The sequence below is a fragment of the Paraburkholderia sp. 31.1 genome (genome assembly GCF_014397645.1).
Classification (GTDB): domain Bacteria; phylum Pseudomonadota; class Gammaproteobacteria; order Burkholderiales; family Burkholderiaceae; genus Paraburkholderia; species Paraburkholderia tuberum.
This window is the reverse complement of sequence record NZ_VZQN01000075.1, coordinates 1-16,900: the sequence shown is the minus strand read 5'-3', so window position 1 is coordinate 16,900 and position 16,900 is coordinate 1. Positions and strand designations below refer to the sequence as shown.

Annotated in this window: 12 protein-coding genes and 1 pseudogene; 5 read left to right on the top strand and 8 right to left on the bottom strand. The window is 64.2% G+C overall.

The annotated features are described in order from the left end of the window. Positions 1-2,825, top strand: a 2,825-nt coding sequence (locus F6X37_RS33640; protein ID WP_187614291.1) for a YadA family autotransporter adhesin, incomplete at its 5' end; no start/stop codon positions are given. Between the two features lie 47 nt (positions 2,826-2,872). Here the strand turns inward: F6X37_RS33640 and F6X37_RS33635 are convergent. Further along, positions 2,873-3,170: pseudogene (locus F6X37_RS33635) on the bottom strand (IS6 family transposase); the annotation flags it as partial. A gap of 369 nt (positions 3,171-3,539) precedes the next feature. Here F6X37_RS33635 and F6X37_RS33630 point away from each other — a divergent pair. Continuing rightward, on the top strand, positions 3,540-4,664 hold the full coding sequence (locus F6X37_RS33630) for an acyltransferase family protein (protein WP_187614290.1): 1,125 nt from the start codon (positions 3,540-3,542) through the stop codon (positions 4,662-4,664). A 113-nt stretch (positions 4,665-4,777) separates the two neighbouring features. Here F6X37_RS33630 and F6X37_RS33625 read toward each other — a convergent pair whose 3' ends face one another. Beyond that, positions 4,778-6,676 carry an ATP-dependent metallopeptidase FtsH/Yme1/Tma family protein gene (locus F6X37_RS33625; protein WP_187614289.1) on the bottom strand — a complete coding sequence of 633 codons (1,899 nt, stop codon included), beginning with the start codon at positions 6,674-6,676 and terminating at the stop codon, positions 4,778-4,780. A 603-nt stretch (positions 6,677-7,279) separates the two neighbouring features. Between F6X37_RS33625 and F6X37_RS33620 the strand changes: the two genes are divergently transcribed. Together F6X37_RS33620 and F6X37_RS33615 are read left to right on the top strand one after the other, a co-directional pair. After that, positions 7,280-8,128 carry a shikimate dehydrogenase family protein gene (locus tag F6X37_RS33620; RefSeq protein ID WP_187614288.1) on the top strand — a complete coding sequence of 283 codons (849 nt, stop codon included), beginning with the start codon at positions 7,280-7,282 and terminating at the stop codon, positions 8,126-8,128. 128 nt (positions 8,129-8,256) lie between these two features. Next, positions 8,257-8,880, top strand: a complete 624-nt coding sequence (locus F6X37_RS33615) for an ABC transporter ATP-binding protein (RefSeq protein ID WP_184060463.1) — start codon at positions 8,257-8,259, stop codon at positions 8,878-8,880. 334 nt (positions 8,881-9,214) lie between these two features. Here F6X37_RS33615 and F6X37_RS33610 read toward each other — a convergent pair whose 3' ends face one another. Further along, on the bottom strand, positions 9,215-10,222 hold the full coding sequence (locus tag F6X37_RS33610) for a zinc-dependent alcohol dehydrogenase family protein (protein ID WP_187614286.1): 1,008 nt from the start codon (positions 10,220-10,222) through the stop codon (positions 9,215-9,217). Positions 10,223-10,351: 129 nt separating this feature from the next. Further along, positions 10,352-10,666, bottom strand: coding sequence for an antibiotic biosynthesis monooxygenase family protein (locus F6X37_RS33605; protein ID WP_018424703.1), 315 nt, complete (start codon positions 10,664-10,666; stop codon positions 10,352-10,354). Positions 10,667-10,856: 190 nt separating this feature from the next. Between F6X37_RS33605 and F6X37_RS33600 the strand changes: the two genes are divergently transcribed. Next, positions 10,857-11,252, top strand: a complete 396-nt coding sequence (locus tag F6X37_RS33600) for a DUF305 domain-containing protein (RefSeq protein ID WP_187614284.1) — start codon at positions 10,857-10,859, stop codon at positions 11,250-11,252. A gap of 13 nt (positions 11,253-11,265) precedes the next feature. Here F6X37_RS33600 and F6X37_RS33595 read toward each other — a convergent pair whose 3' ends face one another. The 4 genes from F6X37_RS33595 to F6X37_RS33580 form a co-directional block, all read right to left on the bottom strand. Then, positions 11,266-12,507: an MFS transporter gene (locus tag F6X37_RS33595; RefSeq protein WP_187614293.1), complete on the bottom strand. Its 1,242-nt coding sequence runs from the start codon at positions 12,505-12,507 to the stop codon at positions 11,266-11,268. A 220-nt stretch (positions 12,508-12,727) separates the two neighbouring features. Then, positions 12,728-13,915, bottom strand: coding sequence for a 2-methylaconitate cis-trans isomerase PrpF (prpF, locus tag F6X37_RS33590; RefSeq protein WP_187614282.1), 1,188 nt, complete (start codon positions 13,913-13,915; stop codon positions 12,728-12,730). A 105-nt stretch (positions 13,916-14,020) separates the two neighbouring features. Further along, a complete protein-coding gene (gene acnD, locus F6X37_RS33585) occupies positions 14,021-16,618 on the bottom strand; it encodes a Fe/S-dependent 2-methylisocitrate dehydratase AcnD (RefSeq protein ID WP_187614280.1) in 2,598 nt (865 codons plus the stop codon). A 112-nt stretch (positions 16,619-16,730) separates the two neighbouring features. Beyond that, a partial coding sequence (locus tag F6X37_RS33580) for a citrate/2-methylcitrate synthase (protein WP_316252023.1) occupies positions 16,731-16,900 on the bottom strand: 170 nt, incomplete at its 5' end.

Below are 16,900 nucleotides of genomic sequence, written 5' to 3'. Positions count from 1 at the left end.
TGAAGGCCGGTGCGCTGAGCGACACCAGCACCGAAGCGGTGAACGGTTCGCAACTGCACGCGACCAACCAGAACGTGACGGCCAACACGACGAACATCGCCGACAACGCGACGAACGTTGCGGCCAATACGACGGCGATCACCAGCATCGACGGCCGCGTGACCAACGTGGAAGGCTCGGTCACGAACCTGACGCAGCAGCTGGACGGCGGCAGCGTCGGCCTGGTGCAGCAGGACGCGACCAGCAAGGCCATCACGGTGGCCAGGGACCTGGACGGCACGACGGTGGACTTCAGCGGCACCGATGGCGTGCGCTCGCTGAGCGGCGTGAAGGCCGGTGCGCTGAGCGACACCAGCACCGAAGCGGTGAACGGTTCGCAACTGCACGCGACCAACCAGAACGTGACGGCCAACACGACGAACATCGCCGACAACGCGACGAACGTTGCGGCCAACACGACGGCGATCACCAGCATCGACGGCCGCGTGACCAACGTGGAAGGCTCGGTCACGAACCTGACGCAGCAACTGGACGGCGGCAGCGTCGGCCTGGTGAAGCAGGACGCGACCAGCAAGACCATCACGGTGGCCAGGGACCTGGACGGCACGACGGTGGACTTCAGTGGCACCGATGGCGTGCGCACGCTGAGCGGCGTGAAGGCCGGTGCGCTGAGCGACACCAGCACCGAAGCGGTGAACGGTTCGCAGCTCTACGCGACCAACCAGGCAATCGCGAACGCGAGTCGCTACTTCAAGGCGGGCGGCCTGGAGGATGGCACGGACGATGCGATCGCGGCAGCCAAGTCGGTTGCGGTCGGTGCGGGCGCATCCGCCAATGTGGGCAGCGCAGCAACCGCTAGCTGGAATAATCCTCTTGTCTTGGGCAACGGCTCCAACACGGATATCAATGGTGTTGCTATCGGAGCTAACGCTCGTGCTTCGCTGGGCGGTATTGCACTTGGCGACACGGCCGTAAGCGATAGTTATTCTGGTGTAGCGCTGGGCGCATACACCGTAGCTGGCTCGCATGGAACCGCGGTCGGCGCAGGCGCGATGGCCCAGGGTACGGATAGTTCTGCGCTGGGGTACAACGCCCTTGCCACCGGAGGAAGTGCAGCGGCAATGGGTAACTTTTCGACTGCCTCGGGCGACAAATCCGCGGCACTTGGCGCGAAGGCGAATGCACAGGCTGCGAATTCGGTGGCGCTGGGTGCAGATTCGATCGCAGACCGCGACGATGCGGTGTCGGTTGGCAACGCGACGCTCAAACGCCAGATCACGAATGTGGCGGCCGGTACGCTGTCGGCTAGCAGCACGGACGCGGTGAACGGCAGCCAGCTGTACGGCACGGCATCGAGCGTGGCCCAGGCACTGGGTGGCGGTTCGACCGTGAACGCGGACGGCACGATCAGCGCACCGAGCTACGCCGTGGGCGGCACGACGGTGCATAGCATCAGCGATGCTGTTACCAACATCGACGGCCGTACGACGCAGAACGCGAGTGACATCGCGCAGAACACCGCGAATATCACGAACGTGCAGAACCAACTGGCTGATGGCTCGGTGGGTCTGGTCCAGCAAGACGCGACCACCCGTGACATTACGGTTGCCAAGGACACCGACGGTACGGTGGTGAACATGGCGGGCACGGCGGGCGACCGCACAGTGACAGGCGTGGCCGCAGGCGCGGTGAACGCGTCGAGCGTGGATGCGGTGAACGGCAGCCAGCTGTATGGCACGGCGTCGAGCATGGCCCAGGCACTGGGTGGCGGTTCGACTGTGAACCCGGACGGTACGGTCAGCGCGCCGAGCTACAGCGTGGGTGGTACGACCGTGCATAGCGTAGGCGATGCCGTCACCAACCTGGATGACCGGGTCACGCGGAACACCACGGACATCACGAAGCTGCAGACCCAGGTGGGCGACGTCGGAACACAACTGTCGGGCGCGGTGCAGTACGACCGTAACGTTGACGGTTCGGTGAACTTCGGTTCCGTGACGCTGGGCGGAGGCCAGAGCGCAGGTCCGGTAATCCTGACCAATGTGGCGAACGGCACGAGCCAGTATGACGCGGTGAACTACGGCCAGCTGTCGGCGTTGCAGGACCAGGTGACGGATCTCAACGGCCAGGTGAAGGATCTCGGTTCCCAGGTGTCGAACATCCAGCCGGTCACTCCGGATGTTTCGTCGTCGGACCGCAACAGTGAAGCAGTGGCTAACGCGGCGATGCCGGGTACCGGTGCGGGCAGCACGGTGGTTGGGGCAAACGCCAGCGCCGCAGCGGAGAACGCGGTGGCAGTGGGCGCCAATGCGGCGGCGACCGGCGTCAACTCGACGGCGATCGGCACGGGCTCGCAGGCTGGCAATGCGAACTCGGTGGCGTTGGGTCAGGGCTCGGTGACGGATCGCGATAACTCGGTATCGGTGGGTTCAGCGGGTCACGAACGCCAGATCACCAACGTCGCAGCGGGTACGGCGGACACGGATGCAGTCAATGTCGGTCAGATGAACAGCTCGGTCGCACAAGGCGTTCAGCAGGCCAACAACTACACCGATCAGCGTATCAACGCGACCAACCAGGCGGTCAACAATCTCGCCAGGAACGCCTACTCGGGAATCGCCGCCGCTACCGCGCTGACGATGATTCCAGAAGTCGATCAAGGCAAGAAACTGTCGTTCGGTATCGCGGCAGCGACTTACAACGGTTATCAGGCGATCGCACTGGGCGGTACGGCTCGTATCAAGGACAACATCAAGGTGAAAGCGGGTGTTGGGATGTCCGCGGGTGGCACGACTGCCGGGATTGGTGCCTCGTATCAGTGGTAAGCGGTCGGCGGGAAAGGGTGCGTGTGCCCTCTCCCGCTTTTTCACGATTGATCAACAGCGCGCCACAGCAGGTAAGGCTCGCCGCGCAACGTCACAAATACTTCGTCAAGGTGCCATGTCGTGCCGGGCTTGCGACGCGCCGCTTTGACACGGTGGGCGAAACGGGCACCGAATTTATCGCCCAGCGTCGGACTGTTTCGTAGCTGACGATAACCCCCGCTCGAATAGCAGCTCTTCGATATCACGCAGGCTGAGCTGAAACTTGAAATACCAGCGGACCGCGGAACTGATGACCGCCGCTGGAAAGTGATGACCGTGGTAAAGCGATTTTTCATTCTTCGTCACGCGATCTTACTCGAACATCTCAGCAACGTGACAGTGCCCATCAGCGTGCCGACCTGTGCGAACGACAAAAGACTCGATCGTTCAATGCATCACCTATGACGCAGGCGAAGGTGCTGACGATTCGCCTCTAATGTTCGCTTTCACAACGGCTTTCTGAAATGGAGTCGTTGGCGACTGGTAATACTCGGCGCGTCTTTAGCGAACACGCGGAAAGTTTTGCGGCTTTTCATGCACGAAACAGGGACACCCGTCTTCATGGATGGACGCGAGCCTCGAAAATAAATCGTCGAACGCGCGCTGCGATTTTTTTCGCATTTTTTCCCCGTACGATGTTTTCGTGCTTTTCCGCCGCTTTGCGAATAGAGGTTTATGAAAAACAGAATTGCCGGATTCGATGGATTGCGCGCGATCGCTGTGCTGATGGTGTTTCTGCAGCATCGACTCTTCGGCGACATCGGCGAAATCGGGCATCTCGGCGTGTGGATCTTCTTTGCACTGAGCGGCTTTCTGATCATCGGCATCCTGTCGTCGCGGCGCGCGCGCATCGAAGAGGGCGACAGCTGTTTCCGCACCGAACTCGGGCGCTTTCTGTTTCGTCGCACGGTGCGCATCTTTCCGATCTATTACCTGATGCTCGTCGTGATGTGCGTGCTGATGGCATTCGGCCTCGCGAATCCGGAACTGGCGAGCGGCATGCCGTTTCACTTCGCGTATCTGTCCAACTTCTGGATCGGCTCGGTGCTGCGTTACTGGCCGGGCCGCTATTCGCACTTGTGGAGCCTCGCGATCGAGGAGCAGTTCTATCTCGTCGTTGCGCCGTTTTTGCTGCTGCTCGCGACGCGGCGACATCGAGTGGCATGTTGGGCGATCGTGGCGCTCGGCCTTGCCGCGCTGTTCGCGATGCGCGCCGCGCATTGGGATGAGATCACGATCTATACGCACCCGTTGAGCAATGTCTGGTTGCTCGCGTTGGGCGGCATCGGTGGTCTGGTGATCGAGGACGATCGCGGCCGCGTGCGTGCCTGGCTCGGTCATGGCCTGACGCTGTTCGCGCTGAGTCTCGTCGTGATCGGTTTGTGCGCGGCCGAGCCGAAGTGGAACATGCTCGACGATCCCTTGCTGTTTACCGCGATCAGCGCAACGTACGGGATCGGTATCGCGGCGCTGGTGGCTTCGATCGCGTGTTGCCGCAATGCTGCCGTGATGGGTCTGCTACAGACGCGTTGGCTCGCCGGTCTTGGGCGTATCAGTTACGGCTTCTATCTGTATCACAACCTGATCCCCGATCTGACGCGTAACCGTCACGCCGAGGCGTTGTTTGGCGGCACCGTGCCGATGTGGGCACACATGCTTGGCATCGTCGCGTCGTTTGCGATTTCGCTTGGCATTGCGGTGCTGTCGTGGCGGTTGATCGAGGCGCCGATTTTGCGAGTGAAGACGCGCGGCGAATCGGTATTGAAAGCGGCGGAGAACGTCGCTTCCGACGTAGCCTGAAAGATCGAACCAGGTCGCCGATCTATCCGGCTACACGCCTCACGCTATCATTCGGCCTCACCACCCGACCGACCCGGGATCGTCGGACTTCGCGTAGCGCATCATCAGGCCCGTCAAGCCGCCGCAGGCTCGTGCACGATCTTGAGCGTGCTCTTGTGCTCGGCGATGAACCGATAAACGGTGTCCCCGGGTACGGTCTCGTGCTCGAGCAACTGGTCCGAAATGTCGCGCAGTACCGGCTCGTACGCGTGCAGTAGCCCGTAGCAAAGTTCGTTGAGCTCCTTGAGCAGCACGTTCGCATGCTCGATTGCGCTCTTCATTTGCAGGCCCGCATACTGCGACGGCAGCGCCGCGAGACTGAACAGATCGCCGTCGCTGTTGAAGCCGAACTTCGACACCATGTCGAGGCTGATACGCGAGGCCTCCTGCAAGTCCGACGCGGCGCCGCTCGATGCTTCGGAGAACATCAGAATCTCCGCGTTGCGTCCGCCGAGCAGCACCTGGATCTCGTTGCGGATTTCCGTTTCGCGGTACAGGTGCTTGTCCTGCGCCTTCGTGATCAGCGCGACGCCAAGCGCGCCGCCACGCGGCAGAATCGTCACTTCCTCGAGCACGCCGGTGCCAAGCAGCGCCGCGACCAGACCATGACCCGCCTCATGCACCGCGATGCGCCTGCGCTCGTCCTCGGTGAGCGCGCGCTCGGCGCCGCTCACGTCGCCGATGCGCGCGATCTTGATCGCTTCCATGAAGTGCTTCGCGGCGATTTCGTTATCGCCCGCCTTGCGCGCGATCAGCCCCGCCTGATTCACGACCATCGCGACGGTGGCCGGCGACAGTCCAGTCGTCAAACGCGCGAGCTGGTCGTAGTCGATATCCGCCGCTTTCGACTTCAGCCGCTGCGCGTAGAAACGGAAAATCTTGGCGCGGTCTTCGCGATCCGGCAGACGCACCTGCACCGTGCGATCGAAACGGCCGGGGCGGCGCAATGCTTCGTCGAGATTGTCGGGATGGTTGGTCGCGGCCACGACGATCACGCCCTCGTTCGACTCGAAGCCGTCCATCTCCGCGAGCAGCTGGTTGATGATCCGGTTGCTTTCGGCTTCGACCGGACCACCGCCGGTGTCGGTTCGTTTCGCGAGACCGTCCGCTTCGTCGATGAAGATGACCGTCGGCGCGTTCTTGCGCGCGAGTTCGAACAGGTGCCGCACCTTCTGGATACCGACACCGTAGTACTTCGCGCTGAAATAGCTGCCCGTGATCGAAATGAAGTTCGCACCGCATTCGCCGGCCAGCGCCTGAGCGAGCCGCGTCTTGCCGACGCCGGGCGCGCCGACCATCAGGATGCCGCACGGCGCGCGCACACCCAGCGACGAGAACTGCTTCGGATCGGACAGGTAACCGCGAATGTCGGCGAGCGCGGCCTTCGCTTCGTTCGCGCCGATCACGTCGTCGAAACGCAGCGTCGGTGTTTCGCTGAGCAGCTTCGCGCCGCCCTTCATCTCGCGTCGCATGAACCACGCCATGCCGCCGATCAGCACGAGCGGCAGCAGCACGCTCAGCGCGTCGCGGAACTGGTCGAACAGCTGGGTCCAGCGTGCGCCGTCGCTGTGGATATCGACGTCGGGCAGCCATACGAGCTGATACGCGGCGGCGTCGGAGCGCTCGCCCAGCAGCAGCGCGTGCGAGAAGGTTGCGTTGTGATCGGTGACGAAGTACTTCGAGCCGTCACGCAGCGACACCAGAATCGCATTGGGACTCACGCCGATCGCCGCGACGTTGGTGTCGTGAATGTCGCGCAGCATCGTCGACGCATCCTTCTCCGCATGCGTCCACGCGGATGCATCGTGACGCATCTGGCTCGCAATACCGCTCAGCGCCGGCGCCTGCGGCTCGGCGCGATGCTGGATATACCAGACGCCCCAACCGACCAACACCGCGATCAGCACCGCCACAGCCGCGACCGCAATTTTGCGTGCGCGCTTTTTCCCAAGCGAATTATTTCCCGGCTTCATGAGTCATTTCCAAAATGCGGACTTGAACAAGCCCTTACTTAATCAAGCTGTCTGTCAAACTTACCTGTCGAAATCGGAAGGCGGAGTCTGCGGAAAATCGGCTCGGGCGAAGCGCCACACGGCGAGGCTCAAAGGACAATTCAGAAGGACGACGATCTGTGCGTCCCGGTGAGCCGCGTTAGCCAAAGGTAGTATGCCGGCGGTACGCGTCTGTCAAAGCCGCGGGAAAGGCCTATTTGCACCGTCTATCCGGCCATCGACACGCCGGAAGGGGACGCGGCAAGCGCGCGTAGGGCGTCGCCGCCTTGGCTCCGCGCACAGTTTATCAGCGTAAAAAGCAGCGCGTGTTTTTAATGTCTATATCTAACCGCACCCCAATTAAAATCAGTCACAATTACTGACAAAGCGTAATTAGACGGACCTAAATGATCTGAAAATAGGCCACGATTAAGTCAGGATTTTGGAATCAGCTGGCAGGATGAGCGACGGCTCTCTACGGACCCGTTCGCGTCATCGACACTTTCTCTCAGGTTCTGCTTTTTGGGCGCCGGCGCCGAGCGGCATCGACGGTTCTTTCCTATGCTGCACTCAGGAGATTCGATCATGCAGCGGGCTGAAACCCCTTCGTTCGCGGCGTCGCTCGACGCGGGTCTGAGCGGCGCGACGCGCGTGTATTTCATCGTCGGCGATCCGATTGTGCAGGTGCGCTCGCCGTCCGGCGTGACCGCCGCGTTGCGTTCGGCCGGCCGCGATGCGCTGGTGGTGCCCGCGCACGTCGCGCCAGCCGATCTGCCGGCTTTTTTCGCGGGCATCGCGCCGATGCGCAACGTCGACGGCGTGATCATCACGGTGCCGCACAAATTCAGCGCGGCGAGCTATTGCGCGACGCTCGCCGAAGAAGCCGCGTTCCTTGGCGCGGTCAACACGCTGCGCCGCAACGCCGATGGCGGCTGGCATGGCGGCATGTTCGACGGCACCGGCTTCGTTGCGGCGCTCGTCGCGGCGGGCTGCGAACTACAGGGCAAGCGCGCGCTGCTGGTCGGCGCGGGCGGCGCGGGCTCGGCGATCGGCCATGCGCTGATTCAGCGCGGCGTCGGCTCGCTCGACGTGCGCGACAACGAAGTCGAACGCACCGGCTCGCTGACCGCACGGCTCAATGCGCTCGGCCGAGGCACGGCGCGCGGTGCGGCGGCCGACCTCGACCCGAGTCCGTATGACGTGGTCGTCAACGCGTCGCCGCTCGGCATGCGCGCGGGCGATTCGTTGCCGATCGACGTCGCGCGCTTGCCGGCCACGACTTTTGTCGGCGATGTCGTAACGAAACCGCCACTTACGCCGCTGATCGAAGCGGCACGCGCGCGCGGTTGCCCGACCGTGACGGGCACGCAGATGTTCGAACGCGTGTGTGATCGGATGGTGGAGTTCTTGCTGGAGACGCCGACGTCTGCGTAACGGCGCGAAGGAACCAGGCGCGCGCTGCTACACTGGCGCGAAATTGCCGTGGCGAAGATCCCGCACGGCATGCACGAGGCGTGGCGCAATCCTGCGCCGCGTTCACATCGCCCTCTGCGCGTCAACCCATGCTTCGATTCGACAACCTCAGCAAGCGCTATAGCGACCGCGTCCTGTTCGAAGGACTGCACTTCGACGCGACGTCCGGCTGCGTCGCGTTGAACGATGAATCCGGCAGCGGCAAATCGACGTTGCTCGCCATCCTCGCCGGCGCGCTCGAACCCGACACCGGCGACGTATGGCTCGGCGGTCATTCGCTGCGCGCCGCGCCGCATGCCGCGCAAGCGCTGCTCACGTATGTGCCGGAAGACAGCATGAGCTGGCCCGATCAGACCGGCCGCGATTATCTGCGGCAGGTTGCGGCGGCGCGGCACACCGCGCTGACCGACGACGTGCTCGCGCTCGCCGAACGCTTCGGCCTCGCGCCGCATCTGGACAAACGTTTCGAGCAGATGTCGTATGGCAGCCGCAAAAAGGTGTTTCTGACGGCGGCCGCGCTCGGCGAAACCCGCGTGCTGATCGCCGACGAACCGGCCGGCGGACTCGACGCGTCAGCGCGCGCGGTGCTCGCCGAGCTGTTCAGAACGCTCGGCACGACGCGCACGCTGTTTTTCACGAGTTACGACGAAGGGTTCACGCAGGCCTGCGAGGCGACGGGTGTCTGTTTCGCGGACCTCGCGAGGGGCATTTGAGCTAGGGCCTGTTCACGCTAATAACGGGCTTGCGCTGGCCGCCAGAAGGGCCGAGCGCAAGGATTGCGACGCAACGAATACTCGACGTATTCGCAAGGAGCATGACGCGGCGATCGGCCCTTCTGGCGGCCAGCCCCTGGAAGGTTTTTTTAAAACAGGGGAACGTGCCTTTGCGCCCGTATTGCGGCGTCGGTCGTCGCTTGTTTGGCTCGGCCAAACGGCGCTCCTCTCTCCTTGCACTACGCGCGCAAAGGCACGTTCGCAAGCCCGTTATTAGCGTGAACAGGCCCTAGCGATCCCGCGGGTCATGCGGGCCGGGCGCGAGCGTTGAATCTCAGATCGCCACACAAATCTTGCCGAAGTGCGCACCCGATGCCTCGTGCCGGAACGCGTCGGCGAGCTTGTCCAGCGCGAACGTGCTGTCGATCACCGGCTTGATGCCCGTGGTCTCCAGCGCGCGCACCATGTCGATCTGATCCTGCCGGCTGCCGACGATCAGCCCTTGCAGACGCTGTTGCCGCGCCATCAGATGCGCGGTCGGCACCGGACCCGCGCGGCCGGTCAGCACGCCGATCAGCGCGATGTGCCCGCCGATGCGGCATGCGGTGATCGACTGCGGCAGCGTGCCGGGACCACCCACCTCGATCACGTGATCGACACCGCGCCCGTTGGTGATGTGACGCACTTCTTTGCCCCACTCGGGATTGTCGCGATAGTTGATCGTATGGTCGGCACCCAGTTCGCGCAGCTTCGCGAGCTTCGCATTCGACGACGACGTCGCGATCACCGACGCCCCCATCGCCCTCGCCATCTGCAAGCCGAAGATCGACACGCCGCCGGTGCCGAGCACGAGCACGCTGCTGCCTGCCTTCAACTGACCATCGACGACCAGCGCGCGCCACGCGGTCAGCCCCGCCGTGGTCAGCGTCGCCGCTTCGGCGTGGCTGTAGCCGGCCGGCGCGCGCGTGAAGTAGTGGCTCGGCAGCACGACGACTTCGCGCGCGTAGCCGTCGACGCCGTCGCCGGGGGTGGTCGCAAAATCGCCGATCGCGGGCGAACCGTTTTCCCAGTGTGGGAAGAAGCAGGACACGACGTGATCGCCGGCCTTGAATTCGCGCACGCCTGCGCCGACCGCTTCGACGACGCCCGCGCCATCGGCCATCGGGATGCGGCCCGCTTCGGCCGGCAGATTGCCGCTGACGACGCCGTAGTCGTGGTAGTTCAACGAACTAGCGCGAATCCGCACGCGAATCTGCCCGGCCTCGGGCTGACCGGGATCGGCGAGATCGACGACCTGCAGGCTATCGACTGTGGCGGGAGAACCGATTCTGACGGCTTTCATGTTTTCGATCCTTGGTGAGTGGTGCGCTGCCGTGAGCAGCTCGATGTCCACGCGCGATGCGCGTCGGATGTGCATGCGCCATGCCCGCACGAATGCGAACCGGCATGCAGGCGCCGCGCGAGCACCGCGCTATTTGACGGTCTGGATGACTTCGAAGCCTTCGAATTCCGGGTGGCCGAGATACAGCACGCGGTTTTCGTTACCGGCACTGCGATGCGCGGCACGAAACGCGTCGGACTTCGTCCATGCCTCGAACGATCCATGGTCGCGCCAGATCGTATGGCTCGAATAGAGGACGTGATCGTCCTTGCGCGGTCCCTTCAGCAAATGAAATTCGACGAAGCCCGGCACCTCTTTCAGATGGGTGTCGCGCGTGGTCCACAGATGTTCGAAGGCGTCCTCGGAGCCGGGCGCCACCTTGAAGCGGTTCATCGCGATGTACATGCTGTCAGCCTCGTTGAGTGAGTGATGCTGCCAATGATGCTGGCTTGGTCATCCAGTCGCGTTTCATTATAGGCGTGCGTTGCTTTGCCTCCGCTTGACCTTACCACGGCAGGAAGCTCCACGATGTCCGACGTGACCGTTAGAATCGCGCGGATCACGTCGCCACTCTCTTCAACAACGGAAAACCAATATGAAAAACCTTCGCGCGTTGCGCGCTCTCTGTGTGTTCGGCGGTTTGGCATTCGCGGCGGCAGCTCTGCCCGCTCACGCGCAACATCAGGGCATGCCCGGCATGGACATGCCGGATTCGGCGCATACCGACGCGGGCGCATCGACGCAAGCCTTCAAGGCCGCCGACGAGCGCATGATGCATGAGATGAGCGCCCCCGAATACACCGGCGACGCCGACCGGGATTTCGTCGCGCACATGATCCCGCATCACCAGGGTGCGATCGAGATGGCGCAGGCGGAGTTGAAATACGGCAAGGATCGGGAGATCAAGCGGCTCGCGCGCAACATCATCAAGGCGCAGCATGACGAGATCGCGTTCATGCAACGCTGGCAGGAAAAGCACGGCGGCAAGTAGCGCAGCGCGAGCATCACCAGCGTGGCTGCTTGCGCAACAGTGGCGTCATCGCGATCAGACCGATGATCGGCCCAGGCAGCAGCAACCATGCGACGCGCACGTCGAGCGCGTGAAATACGCTGGTCGACCACAGGATCGAGCATGCGGACAGGAAAAAGCCGAAGCTGTTCTGCAGCGTCAGCGCGCCGCCGATCTTGTCGGCGGGACAGGCCTTCACGGACAGCGCCGAAAACTGCGGCGAATCGGCGATCACGCTGATGCCCCACACGAGTAGTAACCCGAGCTGCGCGGCGGTGCCGAGCCCGGTGGTCAGCGGATAAATCGCGCACAGCGTGCCCGAGATCGTCAGCGCGAGAGCGGCGGTACGCGCGCTGCCGACCACCTGGCTGAGTCTGCCGCCGAACAGGCAGCCGAGCGCACCGATCGCGATGATCAGGAACGACCACAACGCGACGGTGCCCGGCGCCGCCGGCGCCCCGCTCGCGAACGCGCGCTGCACGAGCAGCGGCGTCAGCGTCCAGAACGCGTACAACTCCCACATGTGACCGAAATAGCCGAGCGCGGCCGAGCGAAACTCGCTGATGCGCACGACCTGCCCGACGCCCGCCGACAAACCGAAGCGTCGGCTGCCCGAGCGCCGCGCGTGCGGCCCTTCGCCGAGCACGAACACCAGCAGCGCGCCGATCACCGCGAGTCCCGACGAAGTGAGCACCACGGTTTGCCACGGCACGCTCGACAGCAACGCACGAATCGCATGCACCGACGCCGTGCCGAGCGTCAGCATCGCAACGAGCAACGCGAGCGTCTGCGCGGCGCGGCGCGGGTCCCACGTAACGAGCAGCTTCATGCCGAGCGGATAGATGCCGGCAAGCGCGACGCCCACGCCGAAGCGAAACACGAGCGCCGACGCGAGCCCGCTGCTGCACAGCGCGAACAGCGCATTCAAGGTCGCACCGAGCACGCCGCAGACGGCGAACACCTTGCTCGCCGACACGCGATCCGCGAGTCCGGTGGTCGCCGACAGCAAGGTCCCGACGATAAAGCCAGCCTGCACCGCATTCGTCAGCCAGCCGATACCGGACGCGCTCAGTTGCCAGGCGATCTGCAGATCGCGCATCGCGCCGTTCGCGCTGAACCACAACGACGTACCGAGCAATTGCGCAATCGCGATCACGAGCACAGCGCGTCTCGCGCGCGCGATGTCGTGCGCCGCGTCGCCGGACTTCGTTGCGTCGGCGTCCAGCCTGTTCTGCATCGTGGCTCCTCTGCGTCGGGACTGAGTCGGCCGCTGGGGAGTGCTTATGGGAGCGCGGCCGGAGCGGCCATTGTAGACGACGCGAAGGTTTGCATCGGCCGCGTTGCGCAATGCGTCGACCGGTTCGACCGCGAGCACCGTATGCCCCATCGCCGCGAGCGCGACGGCCTGCTCTACGTAGCCTTCCGTGCCGCTGACGTTGGCCGACATCGGCGCCGCCTCAGCCCTGCTGCGGCACCCTGACCCACCCCTCCATCAACACGCGCGCGCTGCGGCTCATGATCGCCTTCGTGACGACCCACTCGCCGTCCTTCTGACTCGCCTGCGCGCCGACGCGCAACGTGCCCGACGGATGCCCGAAGCGCACCGACTCACGCTCGCCGCCGCCCGCCGCCTGATTGACGAGCGTGCCCGCGATCGCCGCCGCGGTGCCGATCGCGACCGCCGCCGTGCCCATCATCGCGTGATGCAGCTTGCCCATCGACATCGCGCGCACCAACAGGTCGACGTCGCCCGCGCGCACCGGCTTGCCGCTCGACGCCACGTAATCGACCGGCTTCGCGACGAATGCGACCTTCGGCGTGTGCTGCCGCGTCGCGATCTCGTCGAGATGCTTGATCAGCCCCATGCGCAGCGCGCCATGCGCGCGAATCGTCTCGAACATCGCGAGCGCCTTCGCGTCGCTGTTGATCGCGTCCTGCAACTCGGTGCCCTTGTAGCCGATCGCCTCGGCGTCGACGAAGATCGTCGGGATGCCCGCGTTGATCATCGTCGCCTTCAACGTGCCGACGCCCGGCACTTCCAGGTCGTCGACGAGGTTGCCGGTCGGGAACATCGCGCCGCCCGCGCCTTCTTCGTCGGCGGCCGGGTCCATGAATTCGAGCGGCACTTCGGCGGCCGGAAAGGTCACGCCGTCGAGTTCGAAGTCGCCGGTTTCCTGCACCGCACCGTCGCTCATCGGCACGTGCGCGATGATCGTCTTGCCGATATTGGCCTGCCAGATGCGCACGATCGCGACGCCGTCACGCGGCACGCGGCCCGCCTCGACGAGGCCCGCGCTGATCGCGAACGGTCCCACCGCGGCCGACAGGTTGCCGCAATTGCCGCTCCAGTCGACGAACGCCTTGTCGATCGACACCTGCCCGAACAGATAGTCGACGTCGTGATCGGGCCGGCTGCTGCGCGAAACGATCACGGTCTTGCTGGTGCTCGACGTCGCGCCGCCCATGCCGTCGATCTGCTTGCCGTACGGATCGGGACTGCCGATCACGCGCATCAGCAGCGCGTCGCGCGCGGCGCCCGCTCGCTGCGCGGCCTCGGGCAGATCCTGCAGACGGAAAAACACGCCCTTGCTGGTGCCGCCGCGCATATAGGTGGCCGGAATCTTGATCTGGGGAAGGTGGGCCATGAAGGTGTCCTGAGGTGACATGTTCTTTGATGAAGGGCGATGCGGCTCGTCAAGCCGCATCGCCCTGGTCTGTTGCGACGTTCACTGCAAACGCGCGTCTACCCGTCAAGCCGCCGCTCTGGTCGACTCGAGAAAGTCCTGCGCGAAACGCTGCAGCACGCCACCGGCTTCGTAGATCGACCCCTCTTCGGCCGTATCGAGCCGGCACGTCACCGGCACTTCGACGCGCTCGCCGTTGCGGCGATGAATCACCAGCGTCAGATCGGCGCGCGGCTTGCGCTCGCCGATCACATCGAACGTCTCCGTGCCGTCGATGCCGAGCGTCAGGCGATTCACGCCCGGCTTGAATTCGAGCGGCAACACGCCCATGCCGACGAGGTTCGTGCGGTGAATCCGCTCGAAGCCTTCCGCGACGATCGCTTCGGTGCCGGCCAGCCGCACGCCCTTCGCGGCCCAGTCACGCGACGAACCCTGGCCATAGTCGGCGCCCGCGATCACGATCAGCGGCTGCTTGCGCTCCATATACGTTTCGATCGCTTCCCACATGCGCGTGACCTTGCCCTCGGGCTCGATGCGCGCGAGCGAACCGGCCTTCACCTGGCCATTCTCCAGCACCATCTCGTTCTTCAGCGTCGGGTTCGCGAAGGTCGCGCGCTGCGCGGTCAAGTGATCGCCGCGGTGCGTCGCGTACGAATTGAAGTCCTCTTCGGGCAGGCCCATTTTCGTCAGGTATTCGCCGGCCGCGCTGTCGGGCAGAATCGCGTTCGACGGCGACAGGTGGTCCGTCGTGATGTTGTCGCCGAGCACGGCCAACGCGCGCATACCCTTCAGCGTGCGCTCGCCGGCGAGCGCGCCTTCCCAGTACGGCGGACGGCGAATATAGGTGCTTTCTTCGCGCCAGTCGTACAGCGGGTCGGCCTTCGCGCCGGTGTCGGGGGAGACCGCGAACATCGGTTCATACACTTTGCGGAATTGCTCGGGCTTCACGCTCGCGGCGACGATCGCATCGATCTCCGCGTCCGACGGCCACAGATCTTTCAGCGTGACCGCATGACCGTCCGCATCGACGCCGAGCACGTCCTTCTCGATGTCGAAGCGGATCGTGCCCGCGATCGCATAGGCGACGACCAGCGGCGGCGACGCGAGAAAAGCCTGCTTCGCGTAGGGGTGGATCCGGCCGTCGAAGTTGCGGTTGCCCGACAGCACGGCGGTCGCATACAGATCGCGCTCGATCACTTCCTTCTGGATCACCCGGTCCAACGCGCCGGACATGCCGTTGCACGACGTGCACGCATACGCGACCACGCCGAAGCCGAGCTGTTCGAGTTCAGGCAAGAGCCCCGCCTCTTCCAGATACAGCGTGACCGCCTTCGAGCCCGGTGCGAGCGAGCTCTTGACCCACGGCTTGCGCACGAGTCCACGCCGGTTCGCGTTGCGTGCGACCAGGCCCGCCGCGATCATGTTGCGCGGATTGTTCGTGTTGGTGCAGCTTGTGATCGCGGCGATGATCACCGCGCCGTCCGGCATCAGACCGGGCTCGTTCTCGACCTTGCCGCTGACGCCGCGCGCGGCCAGCTCCGACACCGGCAAGCGGCGATGCGGATTCGACGGCCCCGCGAGCGTGCGCACCACGCTCGACAGATCGAACTCGAGCACGCGCTCGTAGTCGGCGTGCTTCAGCGTATCGGCCCACAAGCCGGTTTGCTTCGCATAGGTTTCCACGAGTTTGACGAGTTCGTCGTCGCGGCCGGTCAGCTTCAGATAGCGGATCGTCTGCTCGTCGATGTAGAACATCGCGGCAGTCGCGCCGAACTCGGGCGCCATGTTCGCGATCGTCGCGCGATCGCCCAAGGTCAAATTCGCCGCGCCCTCGCCGTAAAACTCGAGGTACGCGCCGACCACCTTCTCTTTGCGCAAGAACTCGGTCAACGACAAAACCACGTCGGTCGCGGTGATGCCCTCGCCCGGCTTGCCGCTCAGCTCCACGCCGACGATATCGGGCAGCCGCATGTACGACGCGCGGCCGAGCATCACGCTCTCCGCTTCGAGGCCGCCGACGCCGATCGCGATCACGCCGAGCGCATCGACCATCGGCGTATGCGAGTCGGTGCCGACCAGCGTGTCGGGAAACGCGACACCGTCCTTCACCTGCACGACCGGGCTCATGCGTTCGAGGTTGATCTGATGCAGGATGCCGTTGCCCGGCGGAATCACGTCGACGTTGCGGAACGCGCGCTTGGTCCAGTTGATGAAATCGAAGCGGTCTTCGTTGCGGCGATCTTCGATCGCGCGATTCTTCGCGAACGCGTCCGGATCGAAACCGCCGCACTCAACGGCCAGCGAGTGATCGACGACCAGTTGCGTCGGCACCACCGGATTCACGAGCGCCGGATCGCCGCCTTGCGCGGCGATCGCATCGCGCAGACCCGCCAGATCGACGAGAGCGGTCTGGCCGAGAATGTCGTGGCACACGACGCGCGCCGGGAACCACGGAAAATCGAGCTCGCGCTTGCGTTCGATGATCTGTTTCAGCGAAGCGGTCAGTGTCACCGGGTCGCAGCGGCGCACCAGGTTTTCGGCGAGCACGCGTGACGTGTACGGCAGCTTGTCGTAGGCGCCGGGCTCGATCTTGTCGACCGCGGCACGCGTATCGAAGAAGTCGAGCTCGGTGCCCGGAAGGCGTTTGCGGTTGGCAGTATTCATGACGTAGGAACAGGACGGTTATCGGCCGCCGGACGGTATGCCGGCGGCCTCGGGCGGCGCTTCGCTCGCGCGCCGGCCGGACAGTGCGGGTAGTTTAGCTCGCGGCCTCAGCTCAAACGCGCTTCGCCAGCGGCACGAACGGCAGATCGTCCGGACCGGTGTAATTCGCGCTCGGACGAATGATCTTGTTGTCGACGCGCTGCTCGATGATGTGCGCGCTCCATCCTGCCGTACGCGAGATCACGAACAGCGGCGTGAACATCGCGGTCGGCACGCCCATCA

Excerpts from the sequence above, each read along its gene's own strand:
- F6X37_RS33630 (WP_187614290.1), top strand. The coding sequence starts at position 3,540 with ATGAAAAACAGAATTGCCGGATTCGATGGATTGCGCGCGATCGCTGTG.
- F6X37_RS33625 (WP_187614289.1), bottom strand. The coding sequence starts at position 6,676 with ATGAAGCCGGGAAATAATTCGCTTGGGAAAAAGCGCGCACGCAAAATT.
- F6X37_RS33620 (WP_187614288.1), top strand. The coding sequence starts at position 7,280 with ATGCAGCGGGCTGAAACCCCTTCGTTCGCGGCGTCGCTCGACGCGGGT.
- F6X37_RS33615 (WP_184060463.1), top strand. The coding sequence starts at position 8,257 with ATGCTTCGATTCGACAACCTCAGCAAGCGCTATAGCGACCGCGTCCTG.
- F6X37_RS33610 (WP_187614286.1), bottom strand. The coding sequence starts at position 10,222 with ATGAAAGCCGTCAGAATCGGTTCTCCCGCCACAGTCGATAGCCTGCAG.
- F6X37_RS33605 (WP_018424703.1), bottom strand. The coding sequence starts at position 10,666 with ATGTACATCGCGATGAACCGCTTCAAGGTGGCGCCCGGCTCCGAGGAC.
- F6X37_RS33600 (WP_187614284.1), top strand. The coding sequence starts at position 10,857 with ATGAAAAACCTTCGCGCGTTGCGCGCTCTCTGTGTGTTCGGCGGTTTG.
- F6X37_RS33595 (WP_187614293.1), bottom strand. The coding sequence starts at position 12,507 with ATGCAGAACAGGCTGGACGCCGACGCAACGAAGTCCGGCGACGCGGCG.
- prpF (WP_187614282.1), bottom strand. The coding sequence starts at position 13,915 with ATGGCCCACCTTCCCCAGATCAAGATTCCGGCCACCTATATGCGCGGC.
- acnD (WP_187614280.1), bottom strand. The coding sequence starts at position 16,618 with ATGAATACTGCCAACCGCAAACGCCTTCCGGGCACCGAGCTCGACTTC.